Origin of the sequence: Prochlorococcus sp. RS04 (assembly GCF_001989455.1) — a bacterium.
Classification (GTDB): Bacteria; Cyanobacteriota; Cyanobacteriia; order PCC-6307; family Cyanobiaceae; genus Prochlorococcus_A.
Window position 1 is genome coordinate 1,139,053 of sequence record NZ_CP018346.1, and the last position, 15,571, is coordinate 1,154,623.

General features: G+C 27.4%; 22 protein-coding genes. 6 read left to right on the forward strand and 16 right to left on the reverse strand.

Going from position 1 to position 15,571, the window contains the following annotated elements:
* Positions 1 to 24 precede the first annotated feature (24 nt).
* From BS621_RS06305 to BS621_RS06330, 9 genes are all read right to left on the reverse strand, one after another.
* The gene (locus BS621_RS06305) at positions 25 to 879 is read right to left on the reverse strand and encodes an LOG family protein (RefSeq protein ID WP_077142208.1); all 855 of its coding nucleotides are present in this window, start codon (positions 877 to 879) and stop codon (positions 25 to 27) included.
* Position 880: 1 nt separating this feature from the next.
* The gene (locus BS621_RS06310) at positions 881 to 1,399 is read right to left on the reverse strand and encodes a hemagglutinin (protein ID WP_077142209.1); all 519 of its coding nucleotides are present in this window, start codon (positions 1,397 to 1,399) and stop codon (positions 881 to 883) included.
* A gap of 79 nt (positions 1,400 to 1,478) precedes the next feature.
* The gene (locus tag BS621_RS09470; RefSeq protein WP_198025648.1) at positions 1,479 to 1,625 is read right to left on the reverse strand and encodes a hypothetical protein; all 147 of its coding nucleotides are present in this window, start codon (positions 1,623 to 1,625) and stop codon (positions 1,479 to 1,481) included.
* Between the two features lie 202 nt (positions 1,626 to 1,827).
* Positions 1,828 to 2,085: a hypothetical protein gene (locus BS621_RS06315; protein WP_077142210.1), complete on the reverse strand. Its 258-nt coding sequence runs from the start codon at positions 2,083 to 2,085 to the stop codon at positions 1,828 to 1,830.
* Positions 2,086 to 2,439: 354 nt separating this feature from the next.
* Complete coding sequence (locus BS621_RS09475) at positions 2,440 to 2,580, reverse strand: hypothetical protein (RefSeq protein ID WP_002806251.1); 141 nt, start codon at positions 2,578 to 2,580, stop codon at positions 2,440 to 2,442.
* Positions 2,581 to 2,844: 264 nt separating this feature from the next.
* Positions 2,845 to 3,000 (reverse strand): hypothetical protein, encoded by a 156-nt coding sequence (locus BS621_RS09480; protein WP_198025647.1) that lies wholly within the window; start codon positions 2,998 to 3,000, stop codon positions 2,845 to 2,847.
* Positions 3,001 to 3,076: 76 nt separating this feature from the next.
* Entirely contained in the window at positions 3,077 to 3,280 is a 204-nt protein-coding gene (locus BS621_RS06320; RefSeq protein WP_077142211.1) for a hypothetical protein, read from the reverse strand.
* Between the two features lie 326 nt (positions 3,281 to 3,606).
* Positions 3,607 to 3,816, reverse strand: coding sequence for a hypothetical protein (locus BS621_RS06325; protein ID WP_077142212.1), 210 nt, complete (start codon positions 3,814 to 3,816; stop codon positions 3,607 to 3,609).
* A 1,642-nt stretch (positions 3,817 to 5,458) separates the two neighbouring features.
* Complete coding sequence (locus BS621_RS06330) at positions 5,459 to 5,845, reverse strand: DUF3804 family protein (protein ID WP_077142213.1); 387 nt, start codon at positions 5,843 to 5,845, stop codon at positions 5,459 to 5,461.
* A 288-nt stretch (positions 5,846 to 6,133) separates the two neighbouring features.
* Between BS621_RS06330 and BS621_RS06335 the strand changes: the two genes are divergently transcribed.
* Positions 6,134 to 6,328 carry a hypothetical protein gene (locus BS621_RS06335; protein ID WP_077142214.1) on the forward strand — a complete coding sequence of 65 codons (195 nt, stop codon included), beginning with the start codon at positions 6,134 to 6,136 and terminating at the stop codon, positions 6,326 to 6,328.
* A 30-nt stretch (positions 6,329 to 6,358) separates the two neighbouring features.
* Here BS621_RS06335 and BS621_RS06340 read toward each other — a convergent pair whose 3' ends face one another.
* Complete coding sequence (locus BS621_RS06340) at positions 6,359 to 6,739, reverse strand: DoxX family protein (RefSeq protein ID WP_077142215.1); 381 nt, start codon at positions 6,737 to 6,739, stop codon at positions 6,359 to 6,361.
* Between the two features lie 197 nt (positions 6,740 to 6,936).
* Here BS621_RS06340 and BS621_RS06345 point away from each other — a divergent pair, with 197 nt between their 5' ends.
* The 3 genes from BS621_RS06345 to BS621_RS06355 all read left to right on the forward strand — a co-directional run bounded on the left by BS621_RS06345 (position 6,937) and on the right by BS621_RS06355 (position 9,260).
* Entirely contained in the window at positions 6,937 to 7,413 is a 477-nt protein-coding gene (locus BS621_RS06345; protein ID WP_077142216.1) for a carbon storage regulator CsrA, read from the forward strand.
* A gap of 1,034 nt (positions 7,414 to 8,447) precedes the next feature.
* Positions 8,448 to 8,591 carry a hypothetical protein gene (locus tag BS621_RS09485; protein ID WP_198025646.1) on the forward strand — a complete coding sequence of 48 codons (144 nt, stop codon included), beginning with the start codon at positions 8,448 to 8,450 and terminating at the stop codon, positions 8,589 to 8,591.
* Between the two features lie 84 nt (positions 8,592 to 8,675).
* Positions 8,676 to 9,260, forward strand: coding sequence for a DUF1543 domain-containing protein (locus BS621_RS06355; protein ID WP_077142218.1), 585 nt, complete (start codon positions 8,676 to 8,678; stop codon positions 9,258 to 9,260).
* Positions 9,261 to 9,332: 72 nt separating this feature from the next.
* On the opposite strand, the gene BS621_RS06360 is transcribed toward BS621_RS06355, so the two are convergent.
* Positions 9,333 to 10,538 (reverse strand): LptF/LptG family permease, encoded by a 1,206-nt coding sequence (locus BS621_RS06360; protein ID WP_077142219.1) that lies wholly within the window; start codon positions 10,536 to 10,538, stop codon positions 9,333 to 9,335.
* 992 nt (positions 10,539 to 11,530) lie between these two features.
* Between BS621_RS06360 and BS621_RS06365 the strand changes: the two genes are divergently transcribed.
* Positions 11,531 to 11,737 carry a high light inducible protein gene (locus BS621_RS06365; RefSeq protein ID WP_025900842.1) on the forward strand — a complete coding sequence of 69 codons (207 nt, stop codon included), beginning with the start codon at positions 11,531 to 11,533 and terminating at the stop codon, positions 11,735 to 11,737.
* Positions 11,738 to 12,169: 432 nt separating this feature from the next.
* Here the strand turns inward: BS621_RS06365 and BS621_RS06370 are convergent, their stop codons facing one another.
* Positions 12,170 to 12,310: a high light inducible protein gene (locus BS621_RS06370; protein ID WP_011863505.1), complete on the reverse strand. Its 141-nt coding sequence runs from the start codon at positions 12,308 to 12,310 to the stop codon at positions 12,170 to 12,172.
* Positions 12,310 to 12,417: a high light inducible protein gene (locus BS621_RS06375; protein WP_011132751.1), complete on the reverse strand. Its 108-nt coding sequence runs from the start codon at positions 12,415 to 12,417 to the stop codon at positions 12,310 to 12,312. Before BS621_RS06375 ends, BS621_RS06370 begins: the two co-directional genes overlap by 1 nt.
* 582 nt (positions 12,418 to 12,999) lie before the next feature.
* On the opposite strand from BS621_RS06375, the gene BS621_RS06380 reads away from it, so the two are divergent.
* Entirely contained in the window at positions 13,000 to 13,617 is a 618-nt protein-coding gene (locus tag BS621_RS06380) for a DUF938 domain-containing protein (protein WP_083703265.1), read from the forward strand.
* 51 nt (positions 13,618 to 13,668) lie between these two features.
* Here BS621_RS06380 and BS621_RS09490 read toward each other — a convergent pair whose 3' ends face one another.
* The 3 genes from BS621_RS09490 to BS621_RS09705 form a co-directional block, all read right to left on the reverse strand.
* Positions 13,669 to 13,830 (reverse strand): hypothetical protein, encoded by a 162-nt coding sequence (locus BS621_RS09490; RefSeq protein WP_198025645.1) that lies wholly within the window; start codon positions 13,828 to 13,830, stop codon positions 13,669 to 13,671.
* Positions 13,831 to 13,937: 107 nt separating this feature from the next.
* On the reverse strand, positions 13,938 to 15,116 hold the full coding sequence (locus BS621_RS06385) for a fatty acid desaturase (RefSeq protein WP_077142221.1): 1,179 nt from the start codon (positions 15,114 to 15,116) through the stop codon (positions 13,938 to 13,940).
* Positions 15,117 to 15,336: 220 nt separating this feature from the next.
* The gene (locus tag BS621_RS09705) at positions 15,337 to 15,468 is read right to left on the reverse strand and encodes a hypothetical protein (protein ID WP_257008834.1); all 132 of its coding nucleotides are present in this window, start codon (positions 15,466 to 15,468) and stop codon (positions 15,337 to 15,339) included.
* Positions 15,469 to 15,571 lie beyond the last annotated feature (103 nt).

Sequence of the window (15,571 nt, forward strand, 5' to 3'; positions counted from 1 at the left end):
TATTTAAAAATAATTAGCTTAACTTTAAGCTGAGATTTTTGATGATTTGATAATTTCCCATGCTTCTGATGCGGTATCTGCATATTGGAAAAGATTTAAGTTTTCATCTGAAATTAATCCAAGATCAGCTAGATATTCGAAGTTAATTATCTTATTCCAATAATCTCTACCAAAAAGTATGATTGGGATTTTATTTTTCATTCCTGTTTGACAAAGTGTCAATAGTTCAAATAATTCATCTAGTGTTCCAAAACCTCCAGGGAAAAATACAGCGGCTACAGATCGCATTACAAAATGGATCTTTCTTAATGCAAAATAATTAAACTTAAAGCAAAGACCGGGAGTTATAAAAGCATTTGGGATTTGTTCATTAGGCAGACTGATATTTAACCCTATAGATTTACAATTTGCTTCAAATGCACCTCTATTAGCAGCTTCCATAATTCCTGGCCCCCCACCTGTCACAATCACATGAGAATTACAGTTTTTATTTTGATTACTAATTGAAGCAAGTTTAGAAAACTCCCTTGCGGATTGATAGTAATGACTCATAAGAAGCAAATTTTCTAATCTATTTAAATTTCGTTTTAAAAGGATCGATTTAGGATTTTTTTTAAGCAACTCTTCTATATTTTCAAGTCTCTTTTTTATATTTGCTTCTTCTGTAATGCTTGCGCCTCCAAAAATGATTATTGTTGAAAGAATTTTATTTTCTTCAAGGATTAAATCTGGTTTAGTAATTTCAAGAAGCATTCTGACTCCACGCATTTCATTTCGGCTAAGTAAACCAATATCTTCGTGAGCCAATTTATAAGTATCAGAATTAATAATTAAATTCAGGTTTTTTAAATTATTAATAGTGGATATATTTCTTTTCATTTCAAACAAGAGTTTTAACTTTTCTTTCTAGAGGATTTAAATAGACTCTTTTGATTTTGTTATTTTCGTAAATCCAATAAACAGGCGGACTTTTTCTTGCCTTAATTAAATTAATTTTGTCTAACTTTTGAGGGGTAAATTCTTTAGAAGGATCAAAAAATTTATCTCTCTTGGGTTGGTTTAAAACAATACTACCTTCTTTCCCTGAGATAGATCTGTGATAAGTTCCTACAGGAATTTCTAATGCTCCCATAGATCTATTTAAATAAATCACATGATGAGGTTCATCCCAGGAAGGATTTATTAAAACAAATTTCCTTTCTCCAGTGATAACTAAATTGTGGTCAATTTGATGATTGTGAACGTAATACTGCTCATCTTTTAAATCATCTGGAGGAGATATAGCTTCCCCAGAATGGATCACAACATCAGAACCATTAGAACTATCTATGCTTGCATCAAAGAATGTGACTTTTGGAGTCTCTCTAAAAATATTTATTGGGAAGAATCTTAATTCCATAGTGCTAACTCCCTTTTAGAAAATTTATAAATATAAATAAAAATTTATTTACTTTTAAAAAACAGCTATTTTTTGATTTCTAATTGCAACAAACCAAGCAATCTTCATGATTTGGATAATCTATACATTCTTTGTTTAAAGTTTCTTTTAAGAAATCTACTTTCTTAAAATAATCAAGATCTTTTAATTCTTTTTTTGGAACCGTGAACTGAGTTTGTAGTTTCATTTTCTATTCTCCTAATTAATACTGTTTTTTAAATCCATTCCAAGTTTGAGAAAACCTTAATCCCAGATAAGAAATTAAAATTGTCCAAAATAAAATTTCTATACCTAAATTAGTCATTTGCTTGGCCTCCTTTCTATCTGATTATTCTCTAGTACGGGTATTATGTAAAAATCAAGCGTAAGAATACCTAAAAGTTAAAGTTTTAATCACAAAAAATCTTGCAATGGTTGTTACTAGGATGTTCTGCACATTCGTTATTCCAGTAAGCTTCAATTTCTTTTGGTTTATTGTCATATGAAAGATTTTTTTTATCCAAATTAATTTCTTGGATAGTAAATGTGTCATTTAGTGCCATAAGACTTACCCCTTTACTACAACTATGTTCTAATTCATTTGAATGGTAAATTTCAAGTTGTATGTGTGCGGTAAGAGGAACAAAATTGTACGGATTAAGGATCAAAAAAAAATCTCAAATTATAAATGATTGCAAGGAAAATATCTTCAAAAAATTTATTCTAACTTTAAAAAAATTTGTATAAATTTTGCTTAGAGATTATATTCTCTTAATATTTCTCAGGTTTGCCAGTATCTAACATTCATCTAATCTATCTGCATATTCTCTTAAAATCTCAGCCATCTTCTGAGGTCGAATTTCTTGTTGATATTCTCTACATAAATCAAAAATTTATCTAAGAAATCTTTCATTGAAGAGGACATAAAAATTAGCGTTTCATTTTAAAAGTAAAGTATGCAAACCCACCAAGCAATAAAAGACTCACAACCCCATAAGTAATCGCTATGCCGTACATGTAAGTCATTTATTTATAAAGACATAAGCAGAATATAAATAAACTAAGAAAACTCCAATAGCTATTGAACTTCCATAAATAAGAAAGTTCCAAAATCTATATAATTTAGGTTTTTTAAATTCTTTTTCTTCTTCTTTAGTAATCATTTATTTTCTTTTTCTTTTCTGGCAGCATTACCTTTTGCTCTTAATACCAAAGTTATCGTAAGGGCAGCGCTTAATATCACAGCATCAATTAATAGGTGCGGGGAAATATTCATCAGCTGAAAAGAGAAATAAGAAGAGTCATTATCTTTTCATCAATAAATCTATTAATCATTAAAAAAAGAGGGGTTTATCCCTCTAAGTTTAGATCGATTGTCAATCATAGTCTATTTAGCTTTTTAGCTTCTCTGAAAAAAAGTATTTTATTTAGCCAGAGCAAGAGAAGGCACCTGCAAGAATATTTTTAAAAATTGGTGCTTGACCCAAGGCATATAAAAAGAAAGTTGATGATGCGAGAGTAATAGCTATTTTAGAAGTCCTGTTAACTTTCAAATTTGAGACTTTTGCAAATGCAGAGTTCATTTGTTCCTTAATTTATTAATTTTATAATAGCTGCAAAATTTAAATATTTAGCATCAATATTTACCAAAGAATAATTTTATTGCTCCTTTTTCTCAGCTTGCATTTTTATTAGCTCAAATTCTTTTTTAGAAACTATTCTGATTTTGTATGCTGGATATCTTGTCTTCCACCATTTATTGATCGAAATGGATACTCCTTCTAAATTTTGGGTACAAATATTGACCCATAGAGTTTTAGTTTCAACTTCTTTGTAGAATTCCCAACTTGTAGGTGAAGCCATTAAAAATCTCAAATGAAAAAATTCAATAAATTATGGAAAATGGTCCATAAGCTAAAACTTTTGTTTTTTTAAAAAGAGGATTTAGTTGAAGATATAGAGTTTTCATTAAGTGGTAATAATAAACTGTTAACAAAAGATTTACATCACGTTCGCCTTATAGGAAAGTATTACTTTAATTTTATAACGAGTTTCTATTAAAAAATATCTACGCAAAGAAGGGGCCAAAAATTGACCCCTCTTGGTGAAACTCTTCCAAAGAAACACCATTAAAATATTACTCTGAAAGTTGCAAAGTTAAACAAATTAACAGAATCAAGATTAACAATTTATGCGGCCTTTTTAAAAGGGTTCATATTCCTCAAAAAGTTGTTACTTTTGCAGTTACTCATTTTTCTATATCTTTGATTTATATCCAGGATATACTTTCTAGCTTTCTTATCACTTTCAATTTTCTTTTTTCGAAGACGTAAAGCCCTTAAATCTTCTATGGACATGAGGCCATCATCTTCATTGAAATTTAAATGATCAAATTGCATCAGTTTAAGAAATTAAGTTTCTTCTTTAAGTGCAAGATTAACAACCTTATCTTTATTTGCAATAGAGATAATTAACCAACTTAGCTCAAATTAGTTATTCAACTTTAAGAAAGCTATGAATTTAAGTATTAAAAACTTTCTAAAATCAAGAAAAACTTTTGATTGAATTAGATGGAATTTCTACAGATACAAATGATTCTCCATAATGAGATTCGGCTGATCTTATCAGTAACCAGTAAAAGAAATTTACTAAAGCTTTCTCCACGAGGATTTAGTAACTAATTTAAATAAACTTATCATTTTTGTAATAGCAATATACAAAATAAATTTATTGCGCAATCAAGATATTTATCTTATAAAGCATAGTTGCATATTAATTAAGAAAAATTTGCACCCTCAGGTTCTAGTCAGCGGACTAAATCCTCGTGGAGTATCGGACTTTAGCCCGCTCTATTTTTTTAGCAAAAGAAAAATAGCACAGCAAGGTAACTAGATCTCCAATTATTATATTTAATTCTGAATAAGCCTTTATTGATTAATTGATCAAGAGTATCTGAGCAAATTTCGATGTTGTATATTGTATAATAATGTTACAAAAACTAGTTATATCAATGGATTCAGTATTTTTGCTCATTGATATATTCATTCTAAGAATAATATTATTATTGATGCCTAAAGAAGGTTTAATTGTGAAAAAAATAATTAAATTTTTTAAACTACTTAAGAGAAGAATTGATATTTATAATGCAGAGGCTGAATTAAAATTTATATTGGAAAATAAATAATGGGATTCCCACATTGCCCTATTTGTGTTGTTCTAGCATTTGTTTCAGTTTTTATGGGAGTTACTCGTAGTTATATGCTCTATACTCTTTTTAGGCTGTTTGTGATAGCAGAAACTAATTTTAAATTGAAGTTTAGTTTCTATTAATTGTTGACATCTAAGTATAAATACTTTATAAATAGATTGTAGTGAATACTACAAAATCGTCCGATCTACCATCTGATAGACCGCAGTACGACTCAAGCCATAGGACGGGGACTTGAGCAAGTTCAGGAGCTGCATCATGGTAAACATGTATTTCAATGGAAAGTCATTCGTATATTGTAGAAAACAAGAAGAAAAGATAATAAAGCTCACTTATAGAGGATCTATTTACTTGAAATAAGATTTTTAATTTTTTTTAAAAGTTTGGACATTCGTCAAAGTTTTGAACTCAGTATTTATTAATACCTTATAAGAAAAACTTATTATCAAGATATTATTTACCTATTTAAAAATTTATATATTCGTATATTTAGTAACGAGAAATTAATTTTAAAATAACTAACTTGTAATCAGATTTTTAAAAGGTAATGCAGCCTATTTCCGAAGAACTTTACAAAAAAATAGTTGAGAGTTCTAAAAATGAGTAAGTTACTAATCGCTTTATTAGCATTAGATATAGGGGTTAGTCTGTCTAAAGTTTTCATTTTTTCCTAGAATCAAATTTCTTAACAAAAAAGAAGTACTTGTTTTCTAAAACAAGGAATAGATACTGGGTATTATTTATTTGATTTTTTTATTTTATAAAATAAAGAATTAAACCAATAAAAGAACTACCTACAAGAAGTAGCACCATTAAAAAAGATATTAACTTTGCTAATCCCATAAAGATAAATCAGAATTTCCTGTAGATCTTTGCATCCAGTGAATTTTCCAAACATTATTTACTTTTTTAAAAATTGACGTAACTGTTGGTAAGTCATCATTAGCTGTCCCTCTATAAGTAAATTTTGAACCTAGTGTAAAAATGCACATTACTATATTTTCGCTTAAAAATTCGAATCGGTGAATTTTAGTTATTTCTGCCTTTTCTTGCACTATATCACCAGTGATCATTTGCTCGAACCCTTTTGCATCTATAGGATTACCACTCGGTCTTATGAATAAAAAATCGGGAGTAGCATTGTCTACGAAGAATGAGGCCATTTTTTTGGGATCGGCAAACTCATTTAATAATGAAATTATTGTTTCTTTATCATTCATAAAAAAACGGGACGTAACCCTTCTAGTTTAAATCCACTGTTTAAAATGTACAGATGGAAATAGGATAATTCTAAAAAAGATTCGTTAGGATGTTTAAGTAATTAGATTTTTTAATTTAAATAATGATCAATTCATTAAACAAATTATTGCCCGTTGGCAAAAAGGTCAAAAAATATCTGCCTTTCTTTATTGGATTTAAATTACTTACATTTACTGGCTTTCTTACTTATTTAATGAATCGCTAATTGATATAACCTTAATAATAAAGTTTAACTAAATTAAAATCTAGTGAATAAAGAAGAACGAACCAAAAGATTTAAGTCTATGCCAAGTATGCAAAGACAACAATTGATATTAAAGAAGATGAAAGAAAGAGGTATAGAGGTGGGAAGTGGAGTTCCGAATAAAAAATACGATAGCAAAGAGGTTTATGAATTAATTCATATTGCAAATTGCTTCCCAGAATTAAGAGAGAAAAAATAAAAAATATTTAGGTTTCTTTAATTAAGTAATTTATTTTGGTTCCCTTATTGCAGTAATAATTAATCCACCTATCAATGCGAGATTGAACAATACTGCTTTTTGATGAAAAGGGAATATATGAAAAATTATTGTTGTTGGAATAATAAATAGTAATAAAAAGACTGAACCGATTTTTTGATTTTCCCCAAATATAAAAAATCCAGAACCCAAGATAAGACATATAATTGCTCCCACCAGAAGAATAGATGAAATTGGTTCAGGAATACCTTTTGAAGAAATATATTCAACTGTTCTCTCAAAATCATTTATTTTGCCTGGTATTGCCGAGATAAATATTGCTGAAATTGATAATCTTGAAAAAAAATCTAAAAAAGATTTGATACTTTTATTTTTCAAAAAAGATTTTTTCATAATCTCATTATAAGAATAAAATTTTATGCTTTTTATAAATATTTTATTAGTCCGAAATAGTTTTAAATTTTTCTCAAAGAGGTTCAGCTAAATTAATAGAAATCTTTTTAATTAATGTGAATCTTTTTTAGGTAGTTAATAGTAATTTATGAATTGTCTTTTTATATTTATAAAATAATAAAATTTAATAAAATAAAATGTTTAAAAAATTTATTTTAACTTCTTTTTTACTTTTTAGTTCTCTAATAACTATATATCCTTCAAAAAAAGAAAATACTAATTTTTTGGATTATTGTTATTCTCTAGAAAAAATAATTTCTAGAAATACATTAGAAAAAAGTAAGAATCTATCGAAGAATTTTAAGTCTTTAGCAAAAGATATTACTTTATTTGGGACTAACAAAACTAGAGGTAATTTTGCTAATAAGATAATTGATCAATATAAAAATTCCAAAAAATTATTTATTATAAATGTTGTTCCAAATCAAATTTATTGTTTAGCAGGATATTGGATTGAGCAGGTAAGTCCAGGAAAATTTGAATCCATTTTCTATGAGAAAACCAAACAAAAAATAAATGAATATAAGAATACTAAAAAAGAAGTAGATAAAATTATTAAAGAAATTAATTTAGAATATAAATCCATAAAAAAAGAAATTAATGATTTTTTTTAGAAAATCAAAATCTTTTTTTCTAATAAAATTGATTTATTTGTTATGGTAGATTCATTTTTTTTTAGATTTCGAAATAAAAAATAGCAGTAATCCGAAAATAATTACAAATCCAAAAATTGATAAAGTATAAATTATTTTATTTTTGATATCAAAGTTAAGTGTTTTTTTGGTAATTTTTCCAAGGAACAGAAATTTTTTATTTGATAATGAATCATATTTTTCAGAATTGTTTTTAAAATAATAATTATTAAATAGTTTTTCCCTATTTTCATTAATGTCTATCTGTAAGTTATTTTCAGAGGCCCCAACTTTGTAATTCAATTGCTCATAAAGAAATTCATGTATGTTTGAAATACTTGTTATTTTTAACATTTAATTTATGTTTTTTTTAAATCATTATCAAACTATTCGTCATAAACTATAAAGTTTGGTTTAGCAAAATAAGACAAGACTCTTTTAAAAAAAGTACATTAAAAAGATAAATCAAAGAAAAAAAAGAAAGTTATTTTTTTGGAAAATTTCATAAATCATCATTTATTGACAAGTCTTTATTTAAAGTAATTTATAGATTTCTAAGGCTCTAATTATTTGATTGTTTTTTGCAAATCAGTTTGCATGAAATATTATTATTTTGACTTTCTTGTACCACCGTAGGAATAATTACTATGTTTAGAAATTACATTCCAACATTCTTTACAACAAAAAATCCATTCTCTATGAATTATAGAGTTAACTCTGTAATGAATTTTATCTGGCTTATGACATAAATCACATTTTTTCAATCATCTTTAACTTTGCTAAATTTATTTTATATAAAAATTTGGTTAATTTAAAATATTCACGAAAAAAATTTTATCATGTCATTATAATAATGCACTCTGCGCATCCTGAAGCAAAGCAGTGGTTTTGTCGAGTGCAAATATTTTTAACTGATTAATAAAAATTTTTGATTATACATCTAAATTAGAACTTTAAAAAGAAACTCACGAATATTATTTAATTGATTTTAATATGTTTTTAATAATTTTAATACTATGAACGTTTACTTATTTTGGATATTATTTTTAGCACTATGGGCTATAGTTCCATTAATGATTATTAAAGGTAGAGTAGACGAAGCACCTAAGATTGAAACTTCACCAAAAGTTAAAGCAAAGAAAAAAGGTTGGTTCAATTAAAGAAATTTCCGTCTTAATAAAAATAGTCTTGGGATAATTCTTGAAAATTTAATTCAAAGTTTTTGTAAATTTTTTTTATTAAAAGTGGAAAAATTAGAAAATAACTTTCTTTATTTGGTTGTGCTTGGAGGTAGAGCAAAAAAAGCTAATATTGAACTTCATGATGTTAGATGGGTTGTTGGATCTAAAATTGAGGATACATATGATACTTTGAGAAAGGATTGGTTTGGATCTCCGAAAGGTTTGCATATTGATAGCTATAAAAAAATAAAATATATAGATGGCTATAAGATAATTTTGAAGAATTTTGAAAATGATAAAATTAACAAAAATCAATTAGCTAATAGAACCAAGCATCAAAAGAATTTATGGTTTGTCAATATTGGAGGCTATGATTCAAGCTCTATGCAAGAAAAACATGAGTTTGGTTTAGTTATAGCTTCGAATAAATTAGAGGCAAAAAATAAAGCTAAATCTAAATGGCTTATTGGTTATGAAAAAAAGCATAAAGATGATATTGATTCTATAGAAATATTAAATAGTTGTGATAATTGTGAACTAATAAAAAAGATAGGTAAATGGCAAATAGAATTAACCACAGATAATAATTTTATTGAAGAAAACAATTATCCTGATTGGTATGGTTATCAAAAAATAGATGGTATATAGAGATCAAAGAATTTTATAATTTAAAAAAAGCTCTGATGATTACTTTATATTCTTATTAATTTTTTTAAAGTCTTAAAAAGAACTTGATTTTCTTAACAAATAAATTCCACCTGCTAGAGAAATTAAGACAGGCAACCATGCAGCCAAAATAGGATTTAAAAGTCCTTTCACTCCAAATGAACTAAATATAAATGACATTACATAATAAATTAATATAAGAATTACACTTAATCCAAATCCCTGACTTTTTGAAGATCTTAAATTAGATTTAGATCCTAAGCTGCTTCCTATTAAACCAAATACCAAGCATGCAAAAGGTAGAGTAAATTTTTCTTGAATGCGGACTTTAATTCTTCTTAATTCTTTTAAGTTTCCAGTTTTTTTATAAATTTTTTCTGCTTTTATAGCCTGCTTTAAAGTCATTTCATTAGCATCTTTAGGAACTTGTGCTAATTCCAATGGTCCTTCTCCAAATGGGTATATGTATCTTTTAAATTGAATATTTCCAGTTTGACCATTTCGATCTATAGTTACCATACTTCCATTTATAAAATTCCAAGAAGAATTATTTTTATCAAAAGTTGCACTCTCCGCTTTTAAGATTTGTTGAATATCTGCCCTAGAAAAATCTAATACAGTTACTCCCTCCATAATATTATTCTCAAACCATGATGCATAGAATATATGGGTTAGGAAGTTGTTATGTTTTGTTGGTTTATTAGTCGAAGGATCTATTCGAGAGCCATATCTAGAAAACATAATATTATCTTTACCTGTTTCACTACTAAATGAACTACCAATTCCTGCTCTTAATGTTACCTCTGCTAACTTGTTACTTGCAGGGACTAAATTATCATTGAAATAGAAAGTTAAACCCGTCATAAATATTGAAAGAGCAATGGCTGGAGAAATGATTCTGGAAGTTTTTATCCCTAAAGATTTCAAAGCTAATAATTCTGAATTGCTTGATAATTTTCCATAGGCTAATAATGTAGAAAGCAAAACTGCCATTGGGAATGACAAAACTAAAAAGCTTGGCAAACTAAAAAAAAGAACTTTTAAAGCTAAAAATAGAGGTAAACCAAATTCTACAATTTTTCTTATGAGATCGAACATTACCCCAACAGATAATGAAATAACAGTAAATGCAGAAATTGCAAATATCATAGGAGGGATGATTTGACCTAATAACCATCTATCTATTAACGGTATTGAATACCAGGGAGCAATGATTTTACTGAAAGCTTTTTTAATTACTTGTTGATTTGCAAGTTTCAAAAGAAATTTATTTAATTTGTACTGTCTTTTCTAGCATTATAAAATATGAATGTTGTATAAACCAAAATAAAATTTATTTGAAAAAAAATTTTTAAGTTACCAATATTCAAAAAAAAAATAGTTTTTTACTTGCAGGAAAGCAAAAAATTTGGTTTCTTAAAAAAAAAGGGTTTAGGGATGAAAAATAAAACTTTGATATACGAATGCAATTGCATACACTGTCAACAAAAACAAAATCAAATTAATAATGCAAAACTATATTGGGACAAATTAATTTTAAGAAAAAAGTTTGTATAATTTCTCCACTAAATTCTCTGAAGTTTTCAAACTTTATCATATTAAAGTACTTTTTTTAAGAATCTATTATTTTCAGGAAAAAAATAAGTTTTACGATCTCAAATCTTAAGTACTAAGCTTTTTTTAGAATAATGATATTATTTAACCTTTTGATTTTTTTTGTAGATCATATTTTCTCGATTTAAAAGAAAAATAATAATCAAAATACAGGATGGAATGAGAATAAAATCTAAAGACATACATTTTGTTCAGTCTATTATCTATCTAGCAAATAAATAAATCTTTGACACTAGTAGATAATCTTTAAGATTTAATTCAATAGTCCAAATGATTATATGAATGCTAAGTATATTTGCTTGCTTTTAAAATTGAAAGAGCTTGCAAGTATCCCACCGGCAAGCTCATGACGACCAAGTTAATTCAGATTTTCTGACTTAACCAGCTAAGCACTTCCTAAATGCTTTAATCATCCTACTAAGTAAAATTACTTACCGTGAGTATAAATGCTTATTTTGAAAATTGATTGCGAATTTGATATTAAAAAAGTGATTTTTTTAAAATGCGACTTGTTAAATTTTTAAACAGAAATGTCACATAATGACTTATAAAATGAATTCTTAGAAGAAAACATTGGAAATTTTGGTTTACATAAGTTAATATTTGTGTTACTTTAGTTAACAATTATCATCTTTTTAATGACAAAATCAGGAGTAACTACAGAATCAGGTGGAAGACAGAATATGTTCCCATCAGAAACTAGGCCTTATATTGATGAAACTGTATCTTACGATGGATATCCTCAAAATGCAGAAAAAGTGAATGGTAGATGGGCTATGGTTGGTTTCGTCGCACTATTAGGTGCCTATGTAACAACAGGACAGATCATTCCTGGAATTTTTTAGTACCTAAATAATTGTTTTATAAACTGTTTTTAACCTATTTTTTAAACTTTTTAGAAGAAAATTTAGATTTTTTTATTTTAAATTTGAAAATAAAAAAAACCAAATAAAAGTTATAGCATTTAGGCTAAATATTATTCCTAGAAATATATAAGCAAACTTTTTTCCAATAAATGCCGTTTCGGGTTCAAGCTTTACTCTCATTAGATTATTGAATTATGTCGATAAAGATAGCATTATCTAACAAGTAAATTTAAGTTTTAAAGAAGAAGAAGAATCAAATTAATATTTATTGTAAAAAACTAGTAAATATTATAATTTTCTTATCTTAGATTAAATCGTTTTAGCCAATATAAATTATTAAATTAGAAATAATCCATAAAAAATAGCCTAATTTAATTCTAAATTAGGCTATTTGGAAAATAAAAAATTTATTTAGATAAAACCAGGAATGATTTGACCAGTAGTTAAATATGCTCCAACTAGAGCAACAAAGCCTAACATTGCGAATCTGCCATTAAGTTTTTCAGCAACAATTTTTTCTTTTTCAACTATTTTTGGTTCGTTATTTTTCATTAGAACCAGCCTGGAATAATCTGTCCTGTTGTTACGTAGGCACCAACTGCTGCAACGAAACCTAACATTGCTGCCCAACCATTAAAACGTTCTGCTTCTGGAGTCATTTTTTTTTGTAAATTTGTAAACAAATATAACATATTTGTTTAACAATGTAAAGAAATTCAGGGATTATCCCTTTTTTGTCAGGAAAAGTTAAAAACTGCTACATATATGTGTCGAAATATACCCTTTAGGTGTTTTTATTTTTGTTCTGATTTTTTAAATTTGAAAAAAAAAAATATAAGCTTTTCACCTTGTTTTTTTAGAGGGATGTCCTCATTTAGAGGTAATTTAAATTAATATATTATTAGAGTCAGCTAGTAGGGATACAGGCTGACTCTTTTTTTTGTTTGGAGAAATTTTAGTTTTTGACTAAAAGTAGTTTTTGAATTCAAATAATTGCTATTAATAAATTAGATATATATGAATTCATGTCATTCGCGACTTACTACATGCATTTAATTTTTGGAAGAATTCCTTCTTTAATGAGTTCTGATTTAATACTTTATATCTTGCCTGCTCTTACAATTTCAATATTATTCTTTAGCCTTAAAATAATGTTTTTCAAGACTCCTAAATTGAGAAAAGTTAAATAATCAAGAATTTTATAATTATTCTGGATGATCTAATGCCCAATTTTTTTAATTTTGGATAATAGACTTTTTTTTTCGGCAACTCAAAGAAATAGAGACTGCATTGGTGATGTACTATCCAGAATAATAAAAAAAGGTTCAGTATTGGAAATCGGGAGTGGTAGCGGTGAACATGGAGTGGTTTTTCAAAAACGTTTTCCTGGAATCATTTGGCAAACAAGTGACCCTAAGTTAGTTCATAGAAAAAGTATAAGTTCTTGGATTGAGTATGAAGACCTAACTAAGAAAATGCCCCAGCCTCTTGAAATTGATGTAGAAAAAATTCCTTGGAAAATTCCATTGAGATTAGCTCATTCTTTGCAAGCAATAGTCTCTATAAATATGATTCATGTAGCAAAGTGGTCTTGTACTGAAGCACTCTTTAGAGAGTCAGGAAAATTACTTAATAAGGGGCAATTTTTGATTTTGTATGGGCCATTTAAAATTTGTAATAAGCATACAAGTGAAAGTAATTATTTTTTCGATAATTCCTTAAAAATGCAAAATGATCTTTGGGGTATAAAAAATCTTGAGGAAGTTTGTGATGAGAGTAAGAAAAATGGTTTTTCTCAAGAGGATATTATTAGGATGCCTGCAAATAATTTTTCAATAATTTACAGAAAAGTTTCTTGATAAGGCAAATACAAAAATTAATAAGTTTTTAAAATTCACCTTATTAGATGATCAACCTGATAGTTTTTTGCTCCATTCTTTATGCTTTTGATCTAAATCTGAAATTTTTTCGCCTAAACTCAACTGTCTTTCTAATAATTCAACTTTTGTGAGTGTTATTTTTTCCGAATAAAATTTAATAGGCTGTTTACCATGAAAATTGTCGCCACTCATAGAATTACTAAGTTTGTAATTATTTTCTAAGATGAAAAATTTGTTATTGCTAATTCTTTTATATTTTTTTCAGATTTGCGTAAATTAAAGTGATAAAGAATTGATGCTTATCGTGTTTTTAATCCACCATTTTTGTATGAAGATTGCCATATATATCTTCCTTTCTTGATGTCTGACTCAACAGCAACGCAATTGCAGGCAATATTCCATAAAGCTTTGTGTATTGGATCAGGATTAAAAAGATATGCTTTTTTAAAGGCTTTTTTAATTAAGACAGTTGCCTTTTTTCCATGATAATGAGGGATCGTTGGACATACATGATGAACGACATGGCTAGAACCTATATTATGGTGAAGAAAATTAAGGACTCTACCGTAAGGCCTATCAATAGATAGAAATGCTCCTCTCATAAAGGAAAATTCCGTATTTGAAAGATGAGGCACATCTGAATCTGTATGATGGAGCCATGTATAAACTACTAGCCAACAATTAACCACTAATAAAGGGCCAAAATACAAAGTAATTACTGGAAATAATCCATACTTGAAAACTAAATAAACAATGCCAACTAATGTCAAACCTACGCCAATATCTGATATCCAAACTTTCTTGGCCCATACTGATGGCCATAATGCTTTAGAAAATGGTTTAATTGGCCAAAAATGATTTGAAGTGCCATATTTAACACCTCCTGTACTTCCAGTAAGTAAATAAGCAGGCCAGCCAAATATTAGATGTAAAACAAGTTGAAGAAGTCCATAATTTTTCTTACCTAAGGAATTTGAAAAATGTAATTCTTTTTCTCCGCCAACTTTTTCTGTAACTCCGTTCCCTTTAATGACTAAAGGGACGTGAGTTTCTCCATTGGTTATGTTATTTGTGAATCTATGATGAACTGCATGTGAACGCTGCCAAGAAAAATAAGGCACCAGAAGTAATGAATGTAGTAAATAACCAGTTACAGATTCCAAAGTTTTGTTTTTAGAGAATGCTCCATGCCCACATTCATGGGCAATTACCCAGAATCCCATTGCAGTGGTACCTGATATTAATGCGTAAATTATCCAAATTGGGATCATTTTTGGGGTAAATGGAATAGATAACCCTATTGCAACAACTAATGATTGAATAAAAGCTGATTGTAAAAGATACCTCAAAGAAGTTTTGGTATTGCACCTAAAGTAGTGATCTGGGATAACATCCTGAAATTCTTTTATGCTTGGAATATCTTTATCCTTTATTACAAGCGCTTGGCCTTTAAGACCAGAAAATTTTATATTTCTCAAATTTTTGTTGGTTAAGAATTTTGTTAAATAAAAGTGAATTTATATGATCTATTATCCATCACAGGATCTCATAATGAAAAGAATTTATAAATTTTTTTTCAATAAAGTTTTTAAGATTTTAATTTTATCTTCAAATTAAACTATCTTTGGCAAACATTTTTTATTTTATTCTTTTATCGCAATTGTATTAATTTTTTATTTATTTTATTTATTAATTAATTTAAAGACCGCGTATATACCTCTTAGGTAAACCAGATTGTTTACGTGGCTTTACTAGGATAGGTAAAACAATAACTCCTACTGTAAAAAGACAAATTGGAGCAACTACCATCAATATAGATTCTAGAGACATGAATAATTTTGGATTTATTAATAAATAGCAGGAATTTTTTTTAAAGTCATGCGTATTTATATCTATTTTGTGAGAATAGATTCAAAATTTTTATGAATTATTA

Coding starts and splice junctions, on each gene's coding strand:
- BS621_RS06330 (WP_077142213.1), bottom strand. CDS start 5,845: ATGAATGATAAAGAAACAATAATTTCATTATTAAATGAGTTTGCCGAT.
- BS621_RS06375 (WP_011132751.1), bottom strand. CDS start 12,417: ATGACTCCAGAAGCAGAACGTTTTAATGGTTGGGCAGCAATGTTAGGT.
- BS621_RS06325 (WP_077142212.1), bottom strand. CDS start 3,816: ATGCAATTTGATCATTTAAATTTCAATGAAGATGATGGCCTCATGTCC.
- BS621_RS09485 (WP_198025646.1), top strand. CDS start 8,448: ATGAACGTTTACTTATTTTGGATATTATTTTTAGCACTATGGGCTATA.
- BS621_RS06345 (WP_077142216.1), top strand. CDS start 6,937: ATGTTTAAAAAATTTATTTTAACTTCTTTTTTACTTTTTAGTTCTCTA.
- BS621_RS09475 (WP_002806251.1), bottom strand. CDS start 2,580: ATGATTACTAAAGAAGAAGAAAAAGAATTTAAAAAACCTAAATTATAT.
- BS621_RS09480 (WP_198025647.1), bottom strand. CDS start 3,000: ATGAACTCTGCATTTGCAAAAGTCTCAAATTTGAAAGTTAACAGGACT.
- BS621_RS09705 (WP_257008834.1), bottom strand. CDS start 15,468: ATGTCTCTAGAATCTATATTGATGGTAGTTGCTCCAATTTGTCTTTTT.
- BS621_RS06305 (WP_077142208.1), bottom strand. CDS start 879: ATGAAAAGAAATATATCCACTATTAATAATTTAAAAAACCTGAATTTA.
- BS621_RS06320 (WP_077142211.1), bottom strand. CDS start 3,280: ATGGCTTCACCTACAAGTTGGGAATTCTACAAAGAAGTTGAAACTAAA.
- BS621_RS09470 (WP_198025648.1), bottom strand. CDS start 1,625: ATGAAACTACAAACTCAGTTCACGGTTCCAAAAAAAGAATTAAAAGAT.
- BS621_RS06340 (WP_077142215.1), bottom strand. CDS start 6,739: ATGAAAAAATCTTTTTTGAAAAATAAAAGTATCAAATCTTTTTTAGAT.
- BS621_RS06310 (WP_077142209.1), bottom strand. CDS start 1,399: ATGGAATTAAGATTCTTCCCAATAAATATTTTTAGAGAGACTCCAAAA.
- BS621_RS09490 (WP_198025645.1), bottom strand. CDS start 13,830: ATGAGTGGCGACAATTTTCATGGTAAACAGCCTATTAAATTTTATTCG.
- BS621_RS06365 (WP_025900842.1), top strand. CDS start 11,531: ATGACAAAATCAGGAGTAACTACAGAATCAGGTGGAAGACAGAATATG.
- BS621_RS06370 (WP_011863505.1), bottom strand. CDS start 12,310: ATGAAAAATAACGAACCAAAAATAGTTGAAAAAGAAAAAATTGTTGCT.